The sequence below is a fragment of the Geodermatophilus marinus genome, assembly GCF_003428645.1.
Taxonomy (GTDB): Bacteria; Actinomycetota; Actinomycetes; order Mycobacteriales; family Geodermatophilaceae; genus Geodermatophilus.
The window spans coordinates 180612-199239 of the sequence record NZ_QVQH01000003.1 but is presented as its reverse complement, the minus strand read 5'-3'; the positions used below and the strand labels follow the sequence as shown (position 1 = coordinate 199239).

Genomic DNA, 18628 nt, shown 5'->3' with positions numbered 1-18628 from the left:
CACGACACGGGAGGACGAATGACCATGCGCGCGAGAGGCCGGCGCACGGCTGCCCTGGCCGGTGGCCTGGGCGTCGTGCTGGCACTGGCCGGCTGCGCCGACACCGCCGACAGCGGCGGCGGTGCCACCACGGGCGGCGGCACCGCCGACGCCTCCGAGCTGGAGATCGACTGCGCGCCCTACGAGGAGTTCGGCGACCTGGAGGGCGAGACGGTCAGCGTCTACACCTCCATCGTCGACCCGGAGGACCAGCCGCACATCGACTCGTACGTGCCGTTCGAGGAGTGCACGGGCGTCGACGTGCAGTACGAGGGGTCCCGCGAGTTCGAGGCGCAGCTCGTCGTCCGCACGCAGAGCGGCAACGCGCCCGACATCGCCTACATCCCGCAGCCGGGCCTGCTGGCCAACCTGGTCCGCTCCGGCGACGTCGTCCCGGCCCCGGCGCAGGTCGAGGCCAACGTCGACGAGTACTGGGACGAGAGCTGGAAGGGCTACGGCTCCGTCGACGGCGAGTTCTACGCCGCGCCGCTGGGCGCGAACGCCAAGTCCTTCGTCTGGTACTCGCCGGCGGCCTTCGAGGAGGCCGGCTACGAGATCCCGCAGACCTGGGACGAGATGATCGCCCTCTCCGACGAGATCGCAGCCGGCGGCGCCACGCCGTGGTGCGCCGGCATCGGCTCCGGTGACGCCACCGGCTGGCCGGCCACCGACTGGCTCGAGGACGTCGTCCTGCGGACCGCCGGCCCCGAGGTCTACGACCAGTGGGTCAACCACGAGATCCCGTTCAACGACCCGCAGATCGTCGAGGCGCTGAACACCGTCGGCGAGATCCTCAAGAACCCCGAGTACGTCAACGGCGGCCTCGGCGAGGTGCAGTCCATCGCGTCGACCGAGTTCGGTGACGCCGGCCTGCCCATCCTGGACGGCAGCTGCTTCATGCACCGGCAGGCGTCCTTCTACCAGGCCAACTGGCCGGAGGGCACCGAGGTCGCCGAGGACGGCGACGTCTTCGCCTTCCCGCTGCCGCCCATCGGCGACGCCGGCACCCCGCCGGTGCTCGGCGGTGGCGAGTTCACCGCGGCGTTCAACGACGACCCGGCCACCCAGGCGTTCCAGACCTACCTCTCCTCCCCGGAGTGGGCCAACATCAAGGCCCAGGTCTCCGGCCCGGGCTGGGTCAGCGCGAACACCGGCCTGGAGGTCGACAACCTCGTCTCGCCGATCGACCAGCTCTCCGCCGAGCTGTTCCAGGACCCCGAGGCGGTCTTCCGGTTCGACGGGTCGGACCTCATGCCCGGTGAGATCGGCGCCGGCGCGCTGTGGACCGAGCTGACCAACTGGATCGCCAACGACGAGGCCACCGAGTCGGTCCTCACCGACGTCGAGAACGCCTGGCCGACGTCCTGACCGGGCGGGACCGCACCGGCCACCGGCCGGTGCGGTCCCGGCCACCCTCCGGAGCCGGGGGGACCGCGGCGCTGCCACGGTCCCCCCGGCGTCCCGTTCCCCGAGAAGAGGTCTCCAGCGGTGCAGTGGTTCCTCGACGCGAACTCCACCGGGCACAAGTTCGCCCTGATGGCCTTCGCCGTCCTGCTGTTCGCGGCGGTGATGGGCGCGATCCTCTTCGCGGTCGACCGGCCCAGGAGGGTCCCCACGTGGGTCGTGGCGGCCGGCTTCCTCGGCCCGACGCTGCTGCTGCTCCTGGTCGGCCTGGTGTACCCGGCCCTGGCCACGATCCGCGGGTCGTTCTACGACCGGGACGGGTCGGCCTTCGTCGGGCTCGACAACTACGCCACGGTCTTCACCGAGGACAACTTCCAGACCGTGCTGCGCAACACCGTCCTGTGGGTGGTGCTGGTCCCGCTGGTGACGACCGGCCTCGGCCTGGTCTACGCCTACCTGGTCGACCGCACCCGCTTCGAGTCGCTCGCCAAGGCCCTCGTGTTCCTGCCGATGGCCATCTCGATGGTCGGCGCCTCGGTCATCTGGAAGTTCGTCTACGAGTTCCGGCCCGACCAGCCCGGCGTGAACCAGATCGGCCTGCTCAACCAGCTGCTGGTCCTGGTCGGCCTGGAACCCCGGCAGTTCCTGCTCGGCGCGCCGTCCAACACCTTCTACCTGATCGTCGTCATGGTCTGGATCCAGGCCGGCTTCGCGATGACGGTGCTCTCCGCCGCGATCAAGGCCATCCCCGACGACATCGTCGAGGCCGCCCGGCTCGACGGTGTGAGCGGGCTGCAGATGTTCCGCTACGTCACCGTGCCGAGCATCCGCCCCGCGCTGGTCGTCGTCCTCACGACGGTCGCCATCGTGACGCTCAAGGTCTTCGACGTCGTCCGGACCATGACCGGTGGCCAGTTCGGGACCAGCGTGGTGGCCAACGAGTTCTACGTGCAGGCCTTCCGGCAGTTCAACTTCGGCCTCGGCGCGGCACTCGCGGTGCTGCTCTTCGTGCTGGTCATCCCGATCATCGCCTACAACGTCCGCCAGCTGCGCCTGGCCGAGGAGATCCGATGACCACGACGACCCCCGTCGCCGCCCCGGTCCCCCCTCAGGAGCGCAAGCTCTCCCGGGCCGAGCGCCGGGCGGTGACCGCCAAGACCAAGCTCAGCTCGCCGGCGGCGTCGGCGATCGCGATCATCATCGCCGTCCTGTGGACGGTGCCGACCCTGGGCCTGTTCATCACGTCCTTCCGCACCGAGCTGGACATCCGCCGCTCCGGCTGGTGGACGGTGGTCACCGACCCGCTGTTCACCCTGCGGAACTACCAGGAGGTGCTGTTCGGCGGGGGCAACGACTTCGCGACGCTGTTCATCAACTCGCTGGTCATCACCCTGCCCGCGGTGGTCATCCCGATCACCCTGGCGCTCCTGGCCGCCTACGCGTTCGCGTGGATCAGGTTCCCCGGCCGCAACATCCTCTTCGTCGCCGTGTTCGCGCTGCAGGTCGTTCCGATCCAGGTCACGCTCATCCCGCTGCTGACCCTCTACGTCGACACGGGCCTGGCCGGGTCCTTCTGGACGATCTGGCTGTCGCACTCGATCTTCGCGCTGCCGCTGGCGATCTTCCTGCTGCACAACTTCATGAAGGAGATCCCCGCCTCCCTCGTCGAGGCGGCGCGCATGGACGGCGCCGGGCACGTGAAGATCTTCTTCCAGGTGCTGCTGCCGCTGCTCACGCCGGCCATCGCCGCGTTCGGCGTGTTCCAGTTCCTGTGGGTGTGGAACGACCTGCTCGTGGCGCTGACCTTCGCCGGCGGGGCGCCGGACGTCGTCCCGCTGACCGTCCGCGTCGCGGAACTCGCCGGCACCCGCGGGTCGGACTGGTACCTGCTCTCCGCGGGCGCCTTCGTGTCGATCGTGCTGCCGCTGGTGGTCTTCCTCGCCCTGCAGCGCTACTTCGTCCGCGGGCTGCTCGCCGGCAGCGTCAAGGGGTAAGGACCCCCTGCCCCCCACCCCTCGCACGCTCGGGGCGGGACCCTGCAGGGGGCCGCGCTCGCAGGCTCGCGGCGAGCCTCCGGACGGGGCCGCCCTCCCCCGGCGCGCGCCGGGAGCGGCACCAGCACGCGAGAGGGCCCCCGGACCGTCCGGTCCGGGGGCCCTCGCGCGTTCGGTGCGTCAGGCGCCGGCGTGCGTGGCCTGGCGGCTGTTGGACGCCGGCTCGGCCGACCCGCGGCTGTCGAGGTCCCGCAGGTGGGACTCGAGGTAGGACCGCAACCGGGTGCGGTACTCGCGCTCGAACGTGCGCAGCTCCTCGATCTTGCGCTCCAGGCTGCTGCGCTTCTCCTCCAGCGAGCCCATCACCTCGCCGTGCCGGCGCTCGGCGTCCTGCTCGAGGGCGGCGGCCTTGGCGCGGGACTCCCGCTCCATCGTGTCGGCGCGGGTGCGCGCGTCGCCGACCATCGAGTCGGCGCGCATCTTGGCCTCGGAGACCAGCTGCTCGCTCTTGGCGCGGGCGTCGGCGACCATGCGCTCGCTGTTGGTCTGGGCCGTGGAGACCATCTGGTCGGCCTGGGCCTTGGCCTCGTTGACGTACTTGTCGGCGGTCTCGGTGGCCAGCGCCAGCATCCGCGAGGCGCGGGCGCTGTCGTCCTCGCGGGGAGCCGGCGGGGGCGGCGGCGCCGGGGCCGGGGCGGGCGTCGGCTCGGCCTCGGCCGGCCGGGTGCGGCCGGTGGCCGACCCGGACCGCAGCTCGTTGTTCTCCTCGATGAGCCGGGCCAGCTCGGCCTCGACGACGTCGAGGAAGGCGTCGACCTCGTCCTCGTCGTAGCCCCGCTTACCGATCGGCGGCTTCTTGAAGACGACGTTGTGCACGTCGGCAGGCGTGAGTGGCATCGGGCTCACCTCGGGTCGGACAGCGGGCACAGGGAGGTCCGCGGCGGGGTGGGAGCCCCGGGCCGAGGACCGGTCCGGCCGGATCGGCCGCGTGAGGTGGTCACGCGGTGAGGGCCAGCTGGGTCGTGATGCTCCGCAGGATGTACACGGCGATCAGGAGCACCATAAACGCGAGGTCCAGCCGGATCGACCCCAGGTTCAAGGGGGGGATCACCTTGCGGATGGCCTTGAGGGGCGGGTCCGTGGTGGCGTAGACGACCTCCAGGCCGGCGGCGACGAGCCCCGATGGACGCCAGCTGCGGGCCAGGACCATCACCCAGTCAACGACGAACCGCGCGAACAGCAGCACGAGGAAGACGAGCAGGACCGACGACACGATCTGCCAGAAGAGAGCCACGGTCCTCGTTCGGTCAGGGCACCTCGCGTGCCGGCCAGTCGTCCGGCCTCAGGACTGGTTGAAGAAGCCGCCCTCGCGGATCCGCGCCTTGTCCTCGGCCGTCACGTCGACGTCCCTCGGACTGAGGAGGAACACCTTGTTCGTGACGCGCTCGATACTACCGCGCAGGCCGAACGAGAGGCCCGCAGCGAAGTCCACGAGCCGCTTCGCGTCGGCGTCGTCCATCTCGGTGAGGTTCATGATCACCGGCATGCCGTCGCGGAAGCTCTCCCCGATCTGGCGCGCCTCGTTGTACGTCCGTGGGTGCAGCGTGGTGATCCGGTAGGGCTTCGGGGCGGGAGCGGGGGCCGGGGCGGGCGCCGGCTCCGGCGCGGCGGCCACGGGGGCGACCACCGGTTCGCGCACGGCCAGACCCGCGGCACCGCCACCGGCGCCCGCGCCGGGCGAGGACGCCGCGCCGGCCGCGGTGGCACCGGCGGGGGTCAGCCCCGCGGCGCGGAGGGGGCGCTCGGGACGGTCGGCGGAGGGGGCGAGGTCCAGCCGGCGGGCGGGGGCCGGACGGCGCGGGAGCGGGGCGGGCTCGGGGTCCGGGACCGGCGCGGGGTCGGCCTCGGCCTCGAAGTCGTGGTCGCCGTAGCCGGGGTCCCCGTAGTGGTCGTCCTTGTACGGGTCCTCGTACCGGTCACCCTTGTAGGAGGCGCCCTTGTAGGGGTCGTAGCCGTCGTCGTCGGCGTAGCGGGTGTAGCGGCGCTCGTCGGCACCCCGCTCGTCCAGCCGGTCGTGCCGGTCGGCGTACTCGGCCTGGCGGGCGTCGTACCGGCCGTAGGCGCGGGCGTCGTCGTCCTCGACCAGACCGAGGTAGATGCCCATCTTCCGCATGGCTCCGGCCATCAGCCCTTCCCCTCCGGGTGCAGCGCGTCGGTCACCCGGACCCCTGGGACCCGTGTGACTGGTGTGACTCGTCTTCCGGCGAGGGTAGGGGGCGCTCCCCGAAGAGGGCGGTTCCGACACGCACGAGGGTGCTGCCCGCCGCGACCGCCGCCTCGAGGTCGGCGCTCATGCCCGCCGACACCTCCGTGGCCCCGGGGTGGTCGGCGCGGACCCGCTCGGCGAGGGCGGCCAGCCGGGCGAACGCCGGTGCGGGGTCGGCGTCGCGCGGGGCGACCGCCATGAGACCGAGCAGCCGCAGGCCGGGGTCGGCGGCGACGACGTCGGCGAGGGTGGGCACGTCCGCGGGTGCCGCGCCGCCCCGGGCGGCCAGCTCGCCCTCCGGACCGCCGAGGTCGACCTGGACGAGGACCTCGACCGGCCGGCCGGCGTCGGCACCCGCGCGACCCAGCGTGCGGGCCAGGGAGGCGCGGTCGACCGAGTGGACGACCGCGCCCAGCCGGGCGACGGCGGCGGCCTTGTTGCGCTGGAGCTGGCCGACGAAGTGCCAGCGCAGGTCGAGGTCGTCCAGCTCGGCCGCCTTGGCCGTGAGCTCCTGGGCGCGGTTCTCGCCGAAGTCGGCCAGCCCCAGGCCGGCCAGCTCCCGCACGGCGGCGGCCGGCCAGGTCTTGCTGATCGCCACGAGCGACACCGCGGCGGGGTCGCGCCCGGCGGCCCGCGCCGCGGCGTCGACCCGCGCCCGGACCGCGGCGAGGCGGTCGGCGGGTGAGGTCACGCCGCGATACTCCCTCAGCCGAGCCAGACGACCCCGGCCTGGCGTCCGGTCACGTCGTCGCTACGGTGGGAGAACAGCCGCCGGTCCTCGACGGTGCAGCGGGGGTCGTGCACCACCTGGCCGACGCCGGCGGCCCCCAGCAGCTCGGCCACCCCGGCGCGCAGGTCGAGGGCGGGCGTCCCACGGCGGGTGCGCACGGCGGCGGCGGGGGCGACCCGCGCCACCTCCGCCTGCATCGCGCGGGGCACCTCGTAGCAGGCGCCGCACACGGCGGGGCCGAGCAGGGCGGTGACGTCGGCGGGGCGACTGCCCAGCCGGCGCATCGCCGCGAGCGCCGCGGGGACGACGCCCGTCCGGACGCCCTCCCGGCCGGCGTGCACCGCGGCGACCACGCCGGCGGCCGCGTCGGCCAGGAGCACCGGGACGCAGTCGGCGACCAGCACGCAGAGCACCAGGCCGGGCGTGCGGGTCACGACCGCGTCGGTCGCCGGCAGGGCACCCGTGACGGGCCCGTCGACCACCGCCACGCCGGTGCCGTGGACCTGCTGCATCCACACCAGGTGCTCCCCGGGCACGCCGAGCTCGGCGGCGAGGCGGGCGCGGTTGGCGGCCACGTCGGCGGGGTCGTCACCGACGTGGTCGCCGAGGTTGAACGTGTCGTACGGGGCCGAGGAGCGGCCGCCCCGCCGGTCGGTGACGACCCTGCGGGGTCGCACCGCCGGCGAGGCGGCCGGGAGCGAGCTCACGGCACGACGCCGGTGACGCAGTGGAACGGCCACCCCTCAGGGGCCCGCGCCGAGCCTGCGCGGCGTGGGGGGAAGGGTGCGGCCCCTGTGCAGGGGCCCGCCCCGGTGAGGGACTGGAACGGCCCTCCTGCAGGGGCCCGCAGCGAGCGTGCGAGCTGCGGGGGGCAGGAGGGCCCTTTCACTGGCGCAGGAACTCCGGGATGTCGAGCTCCTCGTCGAAGTCCTCGTTGGTCAGCGGGCGCCGCGCACCCGACTGCACCCCGCCCTGCACCGGCGGCAGCGGCGGGACGGTGATCCCGCCGCCGGTGGCCGGCCGCGAGGGCACCTGGGAGGTGGGCGGCGGGGTGCGCTGGGCCTGCGGCGCGGCCGGCGCCTGGCCGACCAGCCGCTCCCCCGTCGGCGCCGGCCGGACCGACCCGACCGGCTGCGACCCACCGGGCAGCCGGGAGGCCGACGGCGTCGCGGCCGGGGCGGCGGCCGCCGGGGCGTCCTTGCGGCCGACGGGCCGCCCACCGTCGAAGCCGGCGGCGATGACGGTCACCCGCACCTCGTCACCGAGGGCGTCGTCGATGACCGCACCGAAGATGATGTTGGCGTCGGCGTGCGCGGCGTCGGAGACCAGCGAGGCGGCCTCGTTGATCTCGAACAGCCCGAGGTCCGACCCGCCGGAGATGGAGAGCAGCACGCCGTGCGCGCCCTCCATGGAGGCCTCCAGCAGCGGGCTGGCGATCGCCTGCTCGGCGGCGAGCAGGGCGCGGTTGTCCCCGCGGGCGCTGCCGATGCCCATGAGCGCCGAACCGGCCCCGGACATGACCGACTTGACGTCGGCGAAGTCCAGGTTGATCAGACCGGGCGTGGTGATCAGGTCGGTGATGCCCTGGACACCGGAGAGCAGCACCTGGTCGGCGGTGCGGAAGGCGTCCATGACGCTGACGTTGCGGTCACCGAGCTGCAGCAACCGGTCGTTGGGGATGACGATGAGCGTGTCGCACTCGTTGCGCAGCTCCTCGATCCCGGACTCGGCCTGGACCGCCCGCCGCTTCCCCTCGAAGGAGAAGGGGCGGGTGACCACGCCGATGGTCAGCGCGCCGAGCTTGCGGGCGATCGAGGCGACGACGGGCGCGCCGCCGGTGCCGGTGCCGCCGCCCTCCCCCGCGGTCACGAAGACCATGTCGGCGCCCTTGAGCACCTCTTCGATCTCCTCGCGGTGGTCCTCGGCGGCCTGGCGCCCGACATCGGGCTGGGCGCCGGCGCCCAGCCCGCGGGTGAGCTCGCGACCGACGTCGAGCTTGACGTCGGCGTCGCTCATCAGCAGCGCCTGCGCGTCGGTGTTGATGGCGATGAACTCGACCCCCTTGAGGCCGACTTCGATCATCCGGTTGACCGCGTTCACCCCGCCGCCGCCGATGCCGACGACCTTGATGACCGCGAGGTAGTTGTGCGGAGGTGTCATGTGGGGCTCCCGACCTCGACCCTCATCCTCAGGTAAAGCCTTATAGTTATGTCAACTGGGTCGACGCGGACGAAGTTAGGTGGGCCCGACAGGTGCGACAAACACCCGCAACGACCCGGCGTGTCGCTGCCGGCCGATCGCAGGGCCCGCATGCGACCCAGAGGTCACACGCGCATCACGATCGGTGACGACCCGCGGCGGGAACGTCTCGAGTGGAGGTCGAAGGCACCGACACGCCGCGAGCGCGGATCCGACGAAGTCACCGGGCCGCCCGGGCGTGTCGCGCCGCCGCGCGTGTCGTCCGCCGATGGGGCCGGCGACGGAACGCGGTCGCTCCGTCGCCGGCGGTCGTCAGCTCCGCGGTAGCCGGCCCATGAGGTAGAACTCCTCGTTCGGCGGGATGGCCGCCCAGTGCGCCAGCCGGTTGGACAGCGCGAACAGCGAGACGATCGCGCCGACGTCCCAGACGTCGTCCTCGGTGAGCCCGTGGCCGCGCAGCCGGTCGAGGTCGGCCGCGGTCACCGCGGCCGGCTCGACCGCCAGCCGCACCGCCACGTCGAGCACCGCGTGCATCCGCGGCGGCAGCGGCGCCTTGCGCCAGTCGACGGCGACCTGGTCGGCGATGTGCGGGTCCCGGGCCCGGATCCGGGCGATGGCCCCGTGCGCCACCACGCAGTACAGGCAGTCGTTGGCCGCGCTGGTCGCCACCACGACGAGCTCGCGGTCGGCCTTGGACAGGCCCGGGGTCTCCTTGTCCATGAGCGCGTCGTGCAGCGCGAAGAACGCCGCCGCCTCGGCCGGGCGCCAGGCAAGGGCGGCGAACACGTTCGGGAGGAAGCCGGAGCGCTCCTCGACGGCGGCGTAGCGCTCGCGCAGCTCGGGGGCGAGCTGGTGGGGCGCGGGGACGGGGAACCGGCTGGCGGGGGTGTCGGACACCCCGACAGCCTGCCCCGGGGCTCAGCGCAGGACCACCGCCGAGGGCGCGCTGACGTCGATCGTCCCGGCCGGGTCGAGCTCACCGGCGGCCACCTGGTCCAGCAGCGCCACCAGCGCGGCAGCCTTGTCGTCGGCCCGCTCCGCCCCGCCCCAGAGCACGGTGGTGCCGTCGGCGAGCTCCAGGGTCACGTCCTCCGCGGTGCGCGCCGAGGCGGAGGCGACCTCCTCGCGCAGCCCCTCCGGGAGGGCGACGAGCGCGGCGAGCGCGGCGCGGGTGGCCGGGTCGTCCGGCCCCGGCGCGCGGACGTCGAGGTCCACCGCCCCGGCCGGCGCCGGGCCGGTGACGGTCCCGAACAGCACGCCCCCGGCGTCGACGAGCGTCCGCGTGCCGGCCTGCTCGACGACGGCGACCGGCACGCGCTCGACCACGGTCACCACGACGCTGCGCGGCCACCCGCGGGTCACCTCGACCGAGGCCACCTGGGGCAGGCGGGAGACCCGCCGCTCCGCGGCGGCCACGTCGACCCGCAGCAGCGGGGTCCCCTCCGCGACGCCGGCCACCTCGACCACCTCGGCGGTGGCCAGCGTGGCGGCCCCGTCGACGCGGACCTCGTGCACCGCCAGCAGCGGGCTGGCCCACAGCGCCCAGGCCAGCGTGGCCAGCACCGCCACGCCGATCCCGCCCCGCAGCCAGAGCCGGCGGCGACGGTCGGCGGGGGTCTCGGCGCGGCGGGCCGGCCGGCGCCGGGCCGCGGCCGGGTCGTCGGCGCGGTCCCGGGTGGTCGTCCCGGCGCGGTTCACCGGTCGGGGTCCGCCGGCTCGGCCAGCCGCGCCCGCAGGGCCTCGAGCACCTCGGGCCCGACCATCGACACGTTGCCGGCGCCCATGGTGATCACCAGGTCACCGGGGCCGGCCCGGTCGGCCAGCGCCGGCGCGGCAGCCGACCACGACGGCTCGAAGCGGACCCGCTCGGGGGGCAGCGGCACCGCCTCGGCCACCATCGCGCCGGTCACCCCGGGCACGGGGTCCTCGCGGGCGCCGTAGACGTCCATCACCACGACCTCGTCGGCCAGGCCGAGCGCCGCGCCGAAGCCGGCCGCGAACTGCCGGGTGCGGCTGTAGAGGTGCGGCTGGAAGGCCACCACCACGCGGCCGGTGCCGGCGACCGCCCGGGCGGCCCGCAGCTGGGCCTCGACCTCGGTCGGGTGGTGGGCGTAGTCGTCGTAGACCCGGACCCCGCCGACGGTGCCCTTGAGCTCGAAGCGCCGGTGCACGCCGCCGAAGCGGCCGAGGCCGGCCACCAGGCCCTCCGCGGGCAGCCCGAGCTCCAGCCCGGCCAGCAGCGCGGCGGCGCTGTTGCGCGCCATGTGCTCCCCCGGCACGCGGATCTGCACCCGGCCGAGCACGCGGCCGTCCAGGACGGCGGTCCACGCGGTGGCCTCGGGGCCGACCTCGACGTCGAGCACCCGCAGGTCGGCGTCCGGGGTGGTGCCGTAGGTGCGCACCCGCGCCCCGGTGGGGACGCCGATCAGCCGGGCCGCACCGGGGTCGTCGGCGCACAGCACGACGAAGCCGGCCGGGTCGACGGTGCCCAGGAACCGGTCGAAGGCCTGCTCGACGGCGGCCAGGTCGCCGTAGTTGTCCAGGTGGTCGGCCTCGACGTTGGTGACCACGGCCCCGAACGGCGACAGCAGCAGGAAGGAGCGGTCGCTCTCGTCGGCCTCGGCCACGAACACGTCGCCCTCGCCGGCGTGCGCGTTGCTGCCGGACTCGTTGAGGTCGCCGCCGATGGCGAACGACGGGTCGGCACCGCAGGCCTGCACCGCGACGGTCAGCATGGAGGTGGTCGAGGTCTTGCCGTGGGTGCCGGCGACGGCCACGCTGCGCCGGCCGGCCATGACCGCGGCCAGGGCCACGGCCCGGGGCAGCACCCGCAGGCCCCGCTCCCGCGCCGCGGCGAGCTCGGGGTTGTCGTCCCGGATGGCGGTGGACACCACCACGGTGTCTGCCTCCCCCAGGTGCGCGGGGTCGTGACCGAGCTCCACCCGGGCGCCGAGGGCGCGCAGCGCGAGCAGGGTCGGGGTGTCGCGGCGGTCGCTGCCGGAGACGGTCACCCCCCGGGCCAGGAGGATCCGGGCGATGCCGCTCATCCCGGCCCCGCCGATGCCCACGAAGTGGACCGCACCCAGCTCCCCGGGCGAGGGCACGGGGCCCGACCAGGCGGCGACGTCGTCAGCGGGCACGGGCCACCTCGAGCACCAGGTCGGCCAGGCGCTCGTCGGCGTCCGGCACCCCGGCCGCCGCGGCGTGCGCGGCGTACCCGGCCAGCGCGGCGGGGTCGGTGACCAGCGGGACCACGTTCTCCTCGATCCAGGACGGCGACAGGTCGGCGTCGTCCACCAGCAGGCCGCCCCCGGCCGCCACGACCGGGAGTGCGTTGCGCCGCTGCTCCCCGTTCCCGATCGGCAGCGGCACGAACGCCGCCGGCAGCCCGACGGCCGAGAGCTCGGCCACGGTGACCGCGCCCGCCCGGCAGAGTGCCAGGTCCGCCGCGGCGTAGGCGAGGTCCATGCGGTCGAGGTAGTCGACGACGACGTAGGGTGCGGCACCCGCCGGCCGGCGGGGCACGGTGACGTCGCTGTTCTTGGGCCCGCGGGCGTGCAGCACCTGCACCCCCGCGGCGGTCAGCGCGCCTGCGGTCCCCGTCGCGGCCCGGTTGAGCGACGCGGCGCCCTGCGAGCCGCCGAAGACCAGCAGCGTCGGCCGGTCGGCGTCCAGGCCGAACGCGGCCCGTGCCTCCGCCCGGGCGGCGGCGCGGTCCAGCCGGCTGATCGCCGTCCGCAGGGGCATGCCGACGTGCACGCCGCCGCGCAGGGGCGTGCCCGGGGTGGTGACCGCGACCCGGGCGGCCAGGCGCGCCCCGATCCGGTTGGCCAGCCCGGGCAGGGCGTTCTGCTCGTGCACGACGACCGGCACCCGCTCCCGGCGGGCGGCCAGGTAGGCCGGCAGGGCGACGTACCCGCCGAAGCCCACCACCACGTCGGCGTCCAGCTCGCGCAGCAGGGCGCGGGTCTCGGCCACCGCGCGGAGCACCCGCCCCGGCACCCTCAGCAGGTCGGGGGTGGGCCGGCGCGGTAGCGGCACCGGCGGGATGAGCCGCAGGTCGTAGCCGCGGGCCGGCACCAGCCGGGTCTCCAGGCCCCGGGCGGTGCCCAGGCAGGTCACCCGCGGCCCCGGTCGGCGGGCGAGCGCGTCGGCGAGGGCGAGCATCGGCTCGATGTGCCCGCCGGTCCCGCCGCCGGCCAGGACGACGGACGGCGCGCCGGCGCCGCCGGTCGCCCCGGCCGCTCCCCCGCCGAGGTCGCCGGTCACCGGGGCCGCCTCGGGGCCTCGGCGCCGGACCGGGCCCGGGGCGGCGGCTGGCGGCGGGCGTCACCCGGCCGGCCGCGGCCGTCGGCCCGGCGTTCGCGTGGCGCCGCGCCACGCTCGCGGGCCGCCCCGGGGGTGACCCGGGCGACGGTGCGGGCGCCGCCGGGCACCACGGGGCGGCGCGCCGGGCGGTCGTCGTCGCGGCCGGGCCGGGACGCGTCGGGCCGGCCGGCCCCGCGGCGGCGCGGGCGGGGCGGCTCCACCGCCGCCGCGGGGACGGGCAGCAGCAGCCGCGCCAGCCACCCGCGCGGGTGGGTGCGCTGGTGCTCGACGGCCGCGGGCTCGGCGCGGGCGAAGCGGATCAGCAGGCCGACGATGAACAGGGTGAGCACCAGCGAGGTGCCCCCCGCCGAGATGAGCGGGAGGGTGACGCCGGTGACCGGGAGCAGGCCGACCACGTAGCCCATGTTCATGGCCGCCTGGCCGATCAGCCACACGGTGATCGCCATGCTGGCGAGCTGGACGAACCGGTCGGCGCTGCGCCGGGCGATCCGGGTGCCCGCGTAGGCGAGCACGCCGTAGAGGACGATCACCACCAGGCAGCCGAGGAAGCCCAGCTCCTCCCCGATGATCGCGAAGATGTAGTCGCTCTCGGCCTCGGGCAGCAGGTTCCACTTCATCGCGCTGTTGCCCAGGCCCACGCCCCACAGGCCGCCGGTGGCCAGCGCGTAGAACCCGCGGATGGCCTGGAAGCCGCTGTCGGTGGGGTCGGCGAACGGGTCGAGGAACGAGGTGATCCGCGCCATCCGGTACGGGGCCACGCGGATCATCACCGCGATCGCCAGCGCCCCGGCGAGGACGAACCAGCCGAAGTGGCGCAGCGGCAGGCCGCCGGCCCAGAGCAGCCCGACGAGCACCAGGCCGAGGGTGACCACGGCGCCGAAGTCGTTCTCCAGCAGGAACAGCCCCGCCATCACGGCGTAGACCGGCAGCAGCGGTACCAGCAGCGTCCGGACGGTCAGGAAGCGGTCCCGCAGCGCGAGGACGTGGGCGCCCCACAGCGCGAAGACGAGCTTGCCCAGCTCGGAGGGCTGGAAGTTGGTGAAGCCGAGGTCGATCCAGGCCCGGGAGCCGTTGTACTCGACGCCGATGCCGGGGACGAGCACGGCGAGCAGCAGGACCCCCACGCCCAGCAGGGCGATCGGCGCGGCGCGGCGCACCAGCCCGATGGGCAGGCGGACGGCGACCAGGAGCGCGACCAGCCCGATCAGGGCGAACACGAGCTGGTCGACGCCGGGGCGCCAGGCGGGCTGGTCGGCGAGGGCGGCCTTCATCGCCGAGGCCGAGAACACCATGACCAGGCCGATCGCGAGCAGCAGCCCGGCGGCGCCCACCACGAGGTGGCAGCTGGACATCGGGCCGTCGAGCCAGGCCAGGCGGCGGCCCGGGCCCGCGGTGCGCGCGCCGCGGCCTCCCCCGGGGGCGCGATCGACTCCGGTGGACTGCATCGGACCATCGTCGCCGCTCACGGCTGCCGCGCCGGGCAGGAGCCCGGGGCAGCGGCCGGCGTGTCGCGCGGGCGCCCGCCTCACAGGCCGGTGATCGCCAGCCAGTCGGCGTAGAACAGCCCGAGACCGAAGGCCACCGCCATCCCGGTCACCAGCCAGAACCGCACGATGACGGTGTTCTCCGCCCACCCGGCGAGCTCGAAGTGGTGGTGCAGCGGCGCCATCCGGAACACCCGGCGGCGGGTGGCCCGGAAGAAGGCCACCTGGATGACCACCGAGAGGGTGACGGCGACGAACAGCCCGCCGAGGACGACGAGCAGCAGCTCGGTGCGGGTGACGACGGCCAGCCCGGCGAGCAGCCCGCCGAGGGCCAGCGAGCCGGTGTCGCCCATGAAGATCCGCGCGGGGCTGGTGTTCCACCACAGGAAGCCCAGGCAGGCTCCCATCCCGGCGGCCGCCACCAGGGTCACGTCGAGCGGGTCGCGCACGGTGTAGCAGCCGTCGATCAGCTGGGTGGTGCAGTCGTGGGTGAACTGCCAGAAGCTGATGATCGTGTAGGCGCCGCAGACCATCGCCGAGCAGCCCGCGGCCAGCCCGTCGAGGCCGTCGGTGAGGTTCACCGCGTTGGAGAAGCCGGCGATGTAGAGGTAGGCCAGGACGACGAACCCGACCGACCCGAGCGCGAGCGGCTCGATGTCGCGGACGTAGGAGACGAACGTCGAGGCCGGGGTGGTGCCCGCCGGGTCGGGGAAGTTGATCGCCAGCACCGCGAAGGCGACACCGACGACCAGCTGGCCGACCAGCTTGGCGGTCTTGTTCAGCCCGAGGCTGCGCCGGTAGCGGATCTTGAGGTAGTCGTCGAGGAAGCCGACGGTGCCCAGGCCCACCATGAGGAAGAGCACCAGCAGGCCGCTGGCGGTGACGCCGCGCCCGGGCTGGTTGAGCAGGAACAGGTGGGCGATCAGGTAACCGCCGACGGTGGCGCCGACGATCACCGTGCCGCCCATGGTGGGCGTGCCCTTCTTCGAGAGGTGGCTCTCGGGGCCGTCGTCCCGGATCTCCTGGCCGAAGCCCTTGCGGCGGAACAGGTGCACCGCCATGGGCGTGGCCAGGATGGAGATCATCAGGCCGAACGCGGCCGCGACGAGGACGGATCTCACGCGCCTGCCCCGGCGTCGCGCGGGCCGGCGCCCGCCGGGTCCCCGCCGAGCAGGTCCATGGCGAGCAGCTCGAGCCCGTGGGCGCGACTGGCCTTGACCAGCACGACGTCACCGGGCACCAGGACCTCCGTCAGCAGTCGACGGGCAGCGGCGCGGTCGGGCACCGCGGCCACCCCCTCCCCCTCGCGGGCGCCGGCGGCGGCCGCGCCCTCGGCTATCCCTACCGCATCGGGCCCCACCGCGATGACGAGGTCCACCCCCGCGGCCACCGCGTCGGCGCCCAGCCGGGTGTGCTCCCCGGTCGCGGCCGGTCCCAGCTCGGCCATCCCGCCCAGGACCGCGACCCGCCGGCGGGCGGGCAGCCCGCCCAGCGCGGCCAGCGCGGCGCGCATCGACTCCGGGTTGGCGTTGTAGGCGTCGTTGACCACGGTCACGCCGTCCGGGCGGCGGGTGACCTCCATCCGCCAGCGGCTGCGCGGGGTGGCCGCCGACAGCGCGGTGGCCACGGCCTCCGGCGTCATCCCCGTGGCCAGGGCACCGGCGGCCGCGGCGAGCGCGTTGGCGACCTGGTGCTCGCCCACCACCCGGAGGGCCACCGGCAGCGACCGACCCGCGGCGGTGAGGGTGAACCGCGCCCGGCCGCCCTCGTCGAGGGTGACGTCCGCGGCGCGCACGTCGGCCTCGGGGCCGCGGCCGGTGGTCACCACGCGCGCCGCGGTCCGGGCGGCCATGGCCAGCACCCGCGGGTCGTCGGCGTTGAGGACGGCCGTGCCCCCGGCCGGCAGCGCGGCCACGAGCTCGCCCTTGGCCTCGGCGATCGCGTCGGCCGAGCCGAACTCGCCGAGGTGGGCCGACCCGACGTTGAGCACGATGCCGGTCCCCGGGCGGGCCACCTCGCACAGCCGGGCGATGTGCCCGCGCCCGCGGGCGCCCATCTCCAGCACCAGCGAGCGGGTGGCCGGGTCGGCCGCGAGGACGGTGAGCGGCAGCCCGATGTCGTTGTTGTACGACCCCGGCGGGCTGACGGTCGGCCCGGCGGTGGCGAGCACCTGGCCGAGCAGGTCCTTGGTCGAGGTCTTCCCGGCCGAGCCGGTGATCGCCAGGGTCCGCAGCCCGCCGGCGGCCAGCCGGCCGTGGACGGCGTGCGCGAGCCGGCCCAGGGCGGCGACCGGGTCGTCGACGAGCACGCAGGGCAGCGCGGGGTCGGGCCGGGTGGCCAGGGCGGCAACCGCGCCCGCGGCCGCCGCGGCGGGCAGGAAGTCGTGGCCGTCGACCCGCTCCCCGGGGAGGGCGACGAACAGGTCGCCGGGCGCGGCGGTGCGGCTGTCGACGGTGACCGCGCCGGTCACGGTGCCGGCCGCGCCGCCGGGCAGCCGCCCGCCGACCGCCGCGGCCACCTCGGCGAGGGTCAGGCTGATCACGGTCGGGTCTCTCCTCCGGCCCGGGCGCACCGCTCCAGGGCCTCGCGCAGCACGGCGCGGTCGTCGAAGGGGTGGACGGTGCCGCCCACCTCCTGGCCGGTCTCGTGCCCCTTGCCGGCGACGAGCACGGCGTCACCGGGCCGGGCCCGGGCCACGGCCGCGGTGATGGCGGCGCGGCGGTCGCCGATCTCGAGCACCTCGGCGCCGGCGGGCACGCCGGCCAGCATCGCGGCGCGGACGGCGGCGGGGTCCTCCGAGCGCGGGTTGTCGTCGGTGACCACCAGCAGGTCGCTGCCCCGGGCGGCGGCCTCCCCCATGGCCGGGCGCTTGCCGGGGTCGCGGTCGCCGCCGCAGCCGAGCACGGTGATCACCCGCCCGCTGGTGGCCGACCGCAGCGCGGCCAGCGCGGTGGCCACGGCGTCGGGGGTGTGCGCGTAGTCGACGACGGCGACGAACGGCTGACCGGCGTCCACCGGCTCCATGCGGCCGGGCACGACCGTGCCGGCCACCCCGCGCAGCGCGTCCTCGACGGCGACGCCGACGGCGTCGAGGAGCGCCACGGCGAGGACGGCGTTGGCCACGTTGAACGGGCCGGGCAGCCGCACCCGCGCCGGCCAGGTCCGCCCGCCCGGCCCGTGCAGGGTGAAGGCCGAGCCGCCGGCGGGGTCGGCGGTGACGCCGGTGGCCCGCCAGTCCGCGGCCGACCCGCGGCCGGAGACGGTGACCGCCCGGCGCCCGTCGAGCATCCCGGTCAGCCGCCGCCCGTGGGGGTCGTCGACGTCGACCACCTCGACCGCCGCCCGGCCGTCGAAGAGCCGCGCCTTGGCGAGGAAGTAGTCCTCGAGGTCGGCGTGGAAGTCCAGGTGGTCGCGGCCGAGGTTGGTGAACCCGGCGGCGGCGAACGGGATGCCGCCGACCCGGCCGAGCACGAGGGCGTGGCTGCTGACCTCCATGACGACGGTCTGCACCCCCTGCCCGGCCATCGTGGCGAGCAGCCGGTGCAGCGCCGGCGCCTCCGGGGTGGTGCGGACGCTCGGCAGCGTGGTGACCGTGGGGCGCCCGTCCGCGGTGCGGCCCCGGGTGCGGGTCTCGACCGTGCCGACCAGGCCGGTGGACCGGCCGGCCGCGGCGAGACCGGCCTCGACCAGGTAGGCGGTGGTGGTCTTGCCGTTGGTGCCGGTGATCCCGACCACCTGCAGCCGCCGGGCGGGCTCGCCGTACACCCGGGCGGCGACGGCACCGAGGACCGCGCGCGGGTCCTCGGTGACGCAGACCGGCAGGCCGGTGGCGCAGGCCTGCGCGCGCCCGGCCGGGTCGGTGAGGACGGCGACGGCCCCGCGGGCGGCGGCGTCCGCGGCGTGACGGGCGCCGTGGGTGCGCGCGCCCGGCAGGGCCGCGTACAGGTCCCCGGCGACGACCTCCCCGGAGGCCAGCGTGACACCGGTGGGCCGGGTGGCCGGGTCCCCCTGCACCGGTGCCCCCACGAGCTCGGCGAGGTCGGCGAGGGACGGGCGCGGCGGCGCGGGGCTGCTCCCCTCCGGACGGGGCGCCGACCCGCCAGGGGGCTGGTTCACGGGGCTCCAATCTACCGGCGGGCCGGTCGCCGTCCGCCGACCACACGCGGGCGGCGGGAGGACCGGC

17 protein-coding genes are annotated in these 18628 nt (G+C 75.5%); 3 read left to right on the top strand and 14 right to left on the bottom strand.

Features of this window, described 5'->3' with window-relative positions; translation table 11 throughout:
* Positions 1-24: 24 nt before the first annotated feature.
* From D0Z06_RS05010 to D0Z06_RS05000, 3 genes are all read left to right on the top strand, one after another.
* Positions 25-1407, top strand: coding sequence for an ABC transporter substrate-binding protein (locus tag D0Z06_RS05010; protein WP_117376403.1), 1383 nt, complete (start codon positions 25-27; stop codon positions 1405-1407).
* Positions 1408-1527: 120 nt separating this feature from the next.
* Complete coding sequence (locus D0Z06_RS05005; protein ID WP_199522132.1) at positions 1528-2517, top strand: carbohydrate ABC transporter permease; 990 nt, start codon at positions 1528-1530, stop codon at positions 2515-2517.
* Positions 2514-3437, top strand: coding sequence for a carbohydrate ABC transporter permease (locus D0Z06_RS05000; RefSeq protein WP_117376273.1), 924 nt, complete (start codon positions 2514-2516; stop codon positions 3435-3437). Before D0Z06_RS05005 ends, D0Z06_RS05000 begins: the two co-directional genes overlap by 4 nt.
* Before the next feature lie 180 nt (positions 3438-3617).
* On the opposite strand, the gene D0Z06_RS04995 is transcribed toward D0Z06_RS05000, so the two are convergent.
* The 14 genes from D0Z06_RS04995 to D0Z06_RS04930 form a co-directional block, all read right to left on the bottom strand.
* The gene (locus tag D0Z06_RS04995; protein WP_117376272.1) at positions 3618-4334 is read right to left on the bottom strand and encodes a DivIVA domain-containing protein; all 717 of its coding nucleotides are present in this window, start codon (positions 4332-4334) and stop codon (positions 3618-3620) included.
* Positions 4335-4434: 100 nt separating this feature from the next.
* Positions 4435-4731, bottom strand: a complete 297-nt coding sequence (locus D0Z06_RS04990; RefSeq protein ID WP_117376271.1) for a YggT family protein — start codon at positions 4729-4731, stop codon at positions 4435-4437.
* Positions 4732-4779: 48 nt separating this feature from the next.
* Positions 4780-5622, bottom strand: a complete 843-nt coding sequence (locus D0Z06_RS26885; protein ID WP_117376270.1) for a cell division protein SepF — start codon at positions 5620-5622, stop codon at positions 4780-4782.
* 31 nt (positions 5623-5653) lie between these two features.
* Positions 5654-6394, bottom strand: a complete 741-nt coding sequence (locus D0Z06_RS04980; RefSeq protein WP_117376269.1) for a YggS family pyridoxal phosphate-dependent enzyme — start codon at positions 6392-6394, stop codon at positions 5654-5656.
* Between the two features lie 14 nt (positions 6395-6408).
* Complete coding sequence (gene pgeF, locus D0Z06_RS04975; RefSeq protein WP_117376268.1) at positions 6409-7140, bottom strand: peptidoglycan editing factor PgeF; 732 nt, start codon at positions 7138-7140, stop codon at positions 6409-6411.
* Positions 7141-7318: 178 nt separating this feature from the next.
* Positions 7319-8593: a cell division protein FtsZ gene (gene ftsZ, locus D0Z06_RS04970; protein WP_117376267.1), complete on the bottom strand. Its 1275-nt coding sequence runs from the start codon at positions 8591-8593 to the stop codon at positions 7319-7321.
* A gap of 351 nt (positions 8594-8944) precedes the next feature.
* Positions 8945-9529: a peroxidase-related enzyme gene (locus D0Z06_RS04965; protein ID WP_117376266.1), complete on the bottom strand. Its 585-nt coding sequence runs from the start codon at positions 9527-9529 to the stop codon at positions 8945-8947.
* A 21-nt stretch (positions 9530-9550) separates the two neighbouring features.
* Positions 9551-10330: a cell division protein FtsQ/DivIB gene (locus D0Z06_RS04960; protein WP_233517453.1), complete on the bottom strand. Its 780-nt coding sequence runs from the start codon at positions 10328-10330 to the stop codon at positions 9551-9553.
* Positions 10327-11772: a UDP-N-acetylmuramate--L-alanine ligase gene (gene murC, locus D0Z06_RS04955; RefSeq protein WP_117376265.1), complete on the bottom strand. Its 1446-nt coding sequence runs from the start codon at positions 11770-11772 to the stop codon at positions 10327-10329. Before murC ends, D0Z06_RS04960 begins: the two co-directional genes overlap by 4 nt.
* Positions 11762-12901 carry an undecaprenyldiphospho-muramoylpentapeptide beta-N-acetylglucosaminyltransferase gene (murG, locus tag D0Z06_RS04950; RefSeq protein WP_233517452.1) on the bottom strand — a complete coding sequence of 380 codons (1140 nt, stop codon included), beginning with the start codon at positions 12899-12901 and terminating at the stop codon, positions 11762-11764. Before murG ends, murC begins: the two co-directional genes overlap by 11 nt.
* Entirely contained in the window at positions 12898-14406 is a 1509-nt protein-coding gene (gene ftsW, locus D0Z06_RS04945) for a putative lipid II flippase FtsW (protein WP_233517451.1), read from the bottom strand. Before ftsW ends, murG begins: the two co-directional genes overlap by 4 nt.
* 80 nt (positions 14407-14486) lie before the next feature.
* The gene (gene mraY, locus D0Z06_RS04940; RefSeq protein ID WP_117376264.1) at positions 14487-15566 is read right to left on the bottom strand and encodes a phospho-N-acetylmuramoyl-pentapeptide-transferase; all 1080 of its coding nucleotides are present in this window, start codon (positions 15564-15566) and stop codon (positions 14487-14489) included.
* Complete coding sequence (locus D0Z06_RS04935) at positions 15563-16987, bottom strand: UDP-N-acetylmuramoyl-tripeptide--D-alanyl-D-alanine ligase (RefSeq protein ID WP_117376263.1); 1425 nt, start codon at positions 16985-16987, stop codon at positions 15563-15565. The genes mraY and D0Z06_RS04935 overlap by 4 nt, the downstream gene beginning before the upstream one ends.
* Positions 16984-18561: a UDP-N-acetylmuramoyl-L-alanyl-D-glutamate--2,6-diaminopimelate ligase gene (locus tag D0Z06_RS04930; protein ID WP_117376262.1), complete on the bottom strand. Its 1578-nt coding sequence runs from the start codon at positions 18559-18561 to the stop codon at positions 16984-16986. Before D0Z06_RS04930 ends, D0Z06_RS04935 begins: the two co-directional genes overlap by 4 nt.
* Positions 18562-18628: the final 67 nt, after the last annotated feature.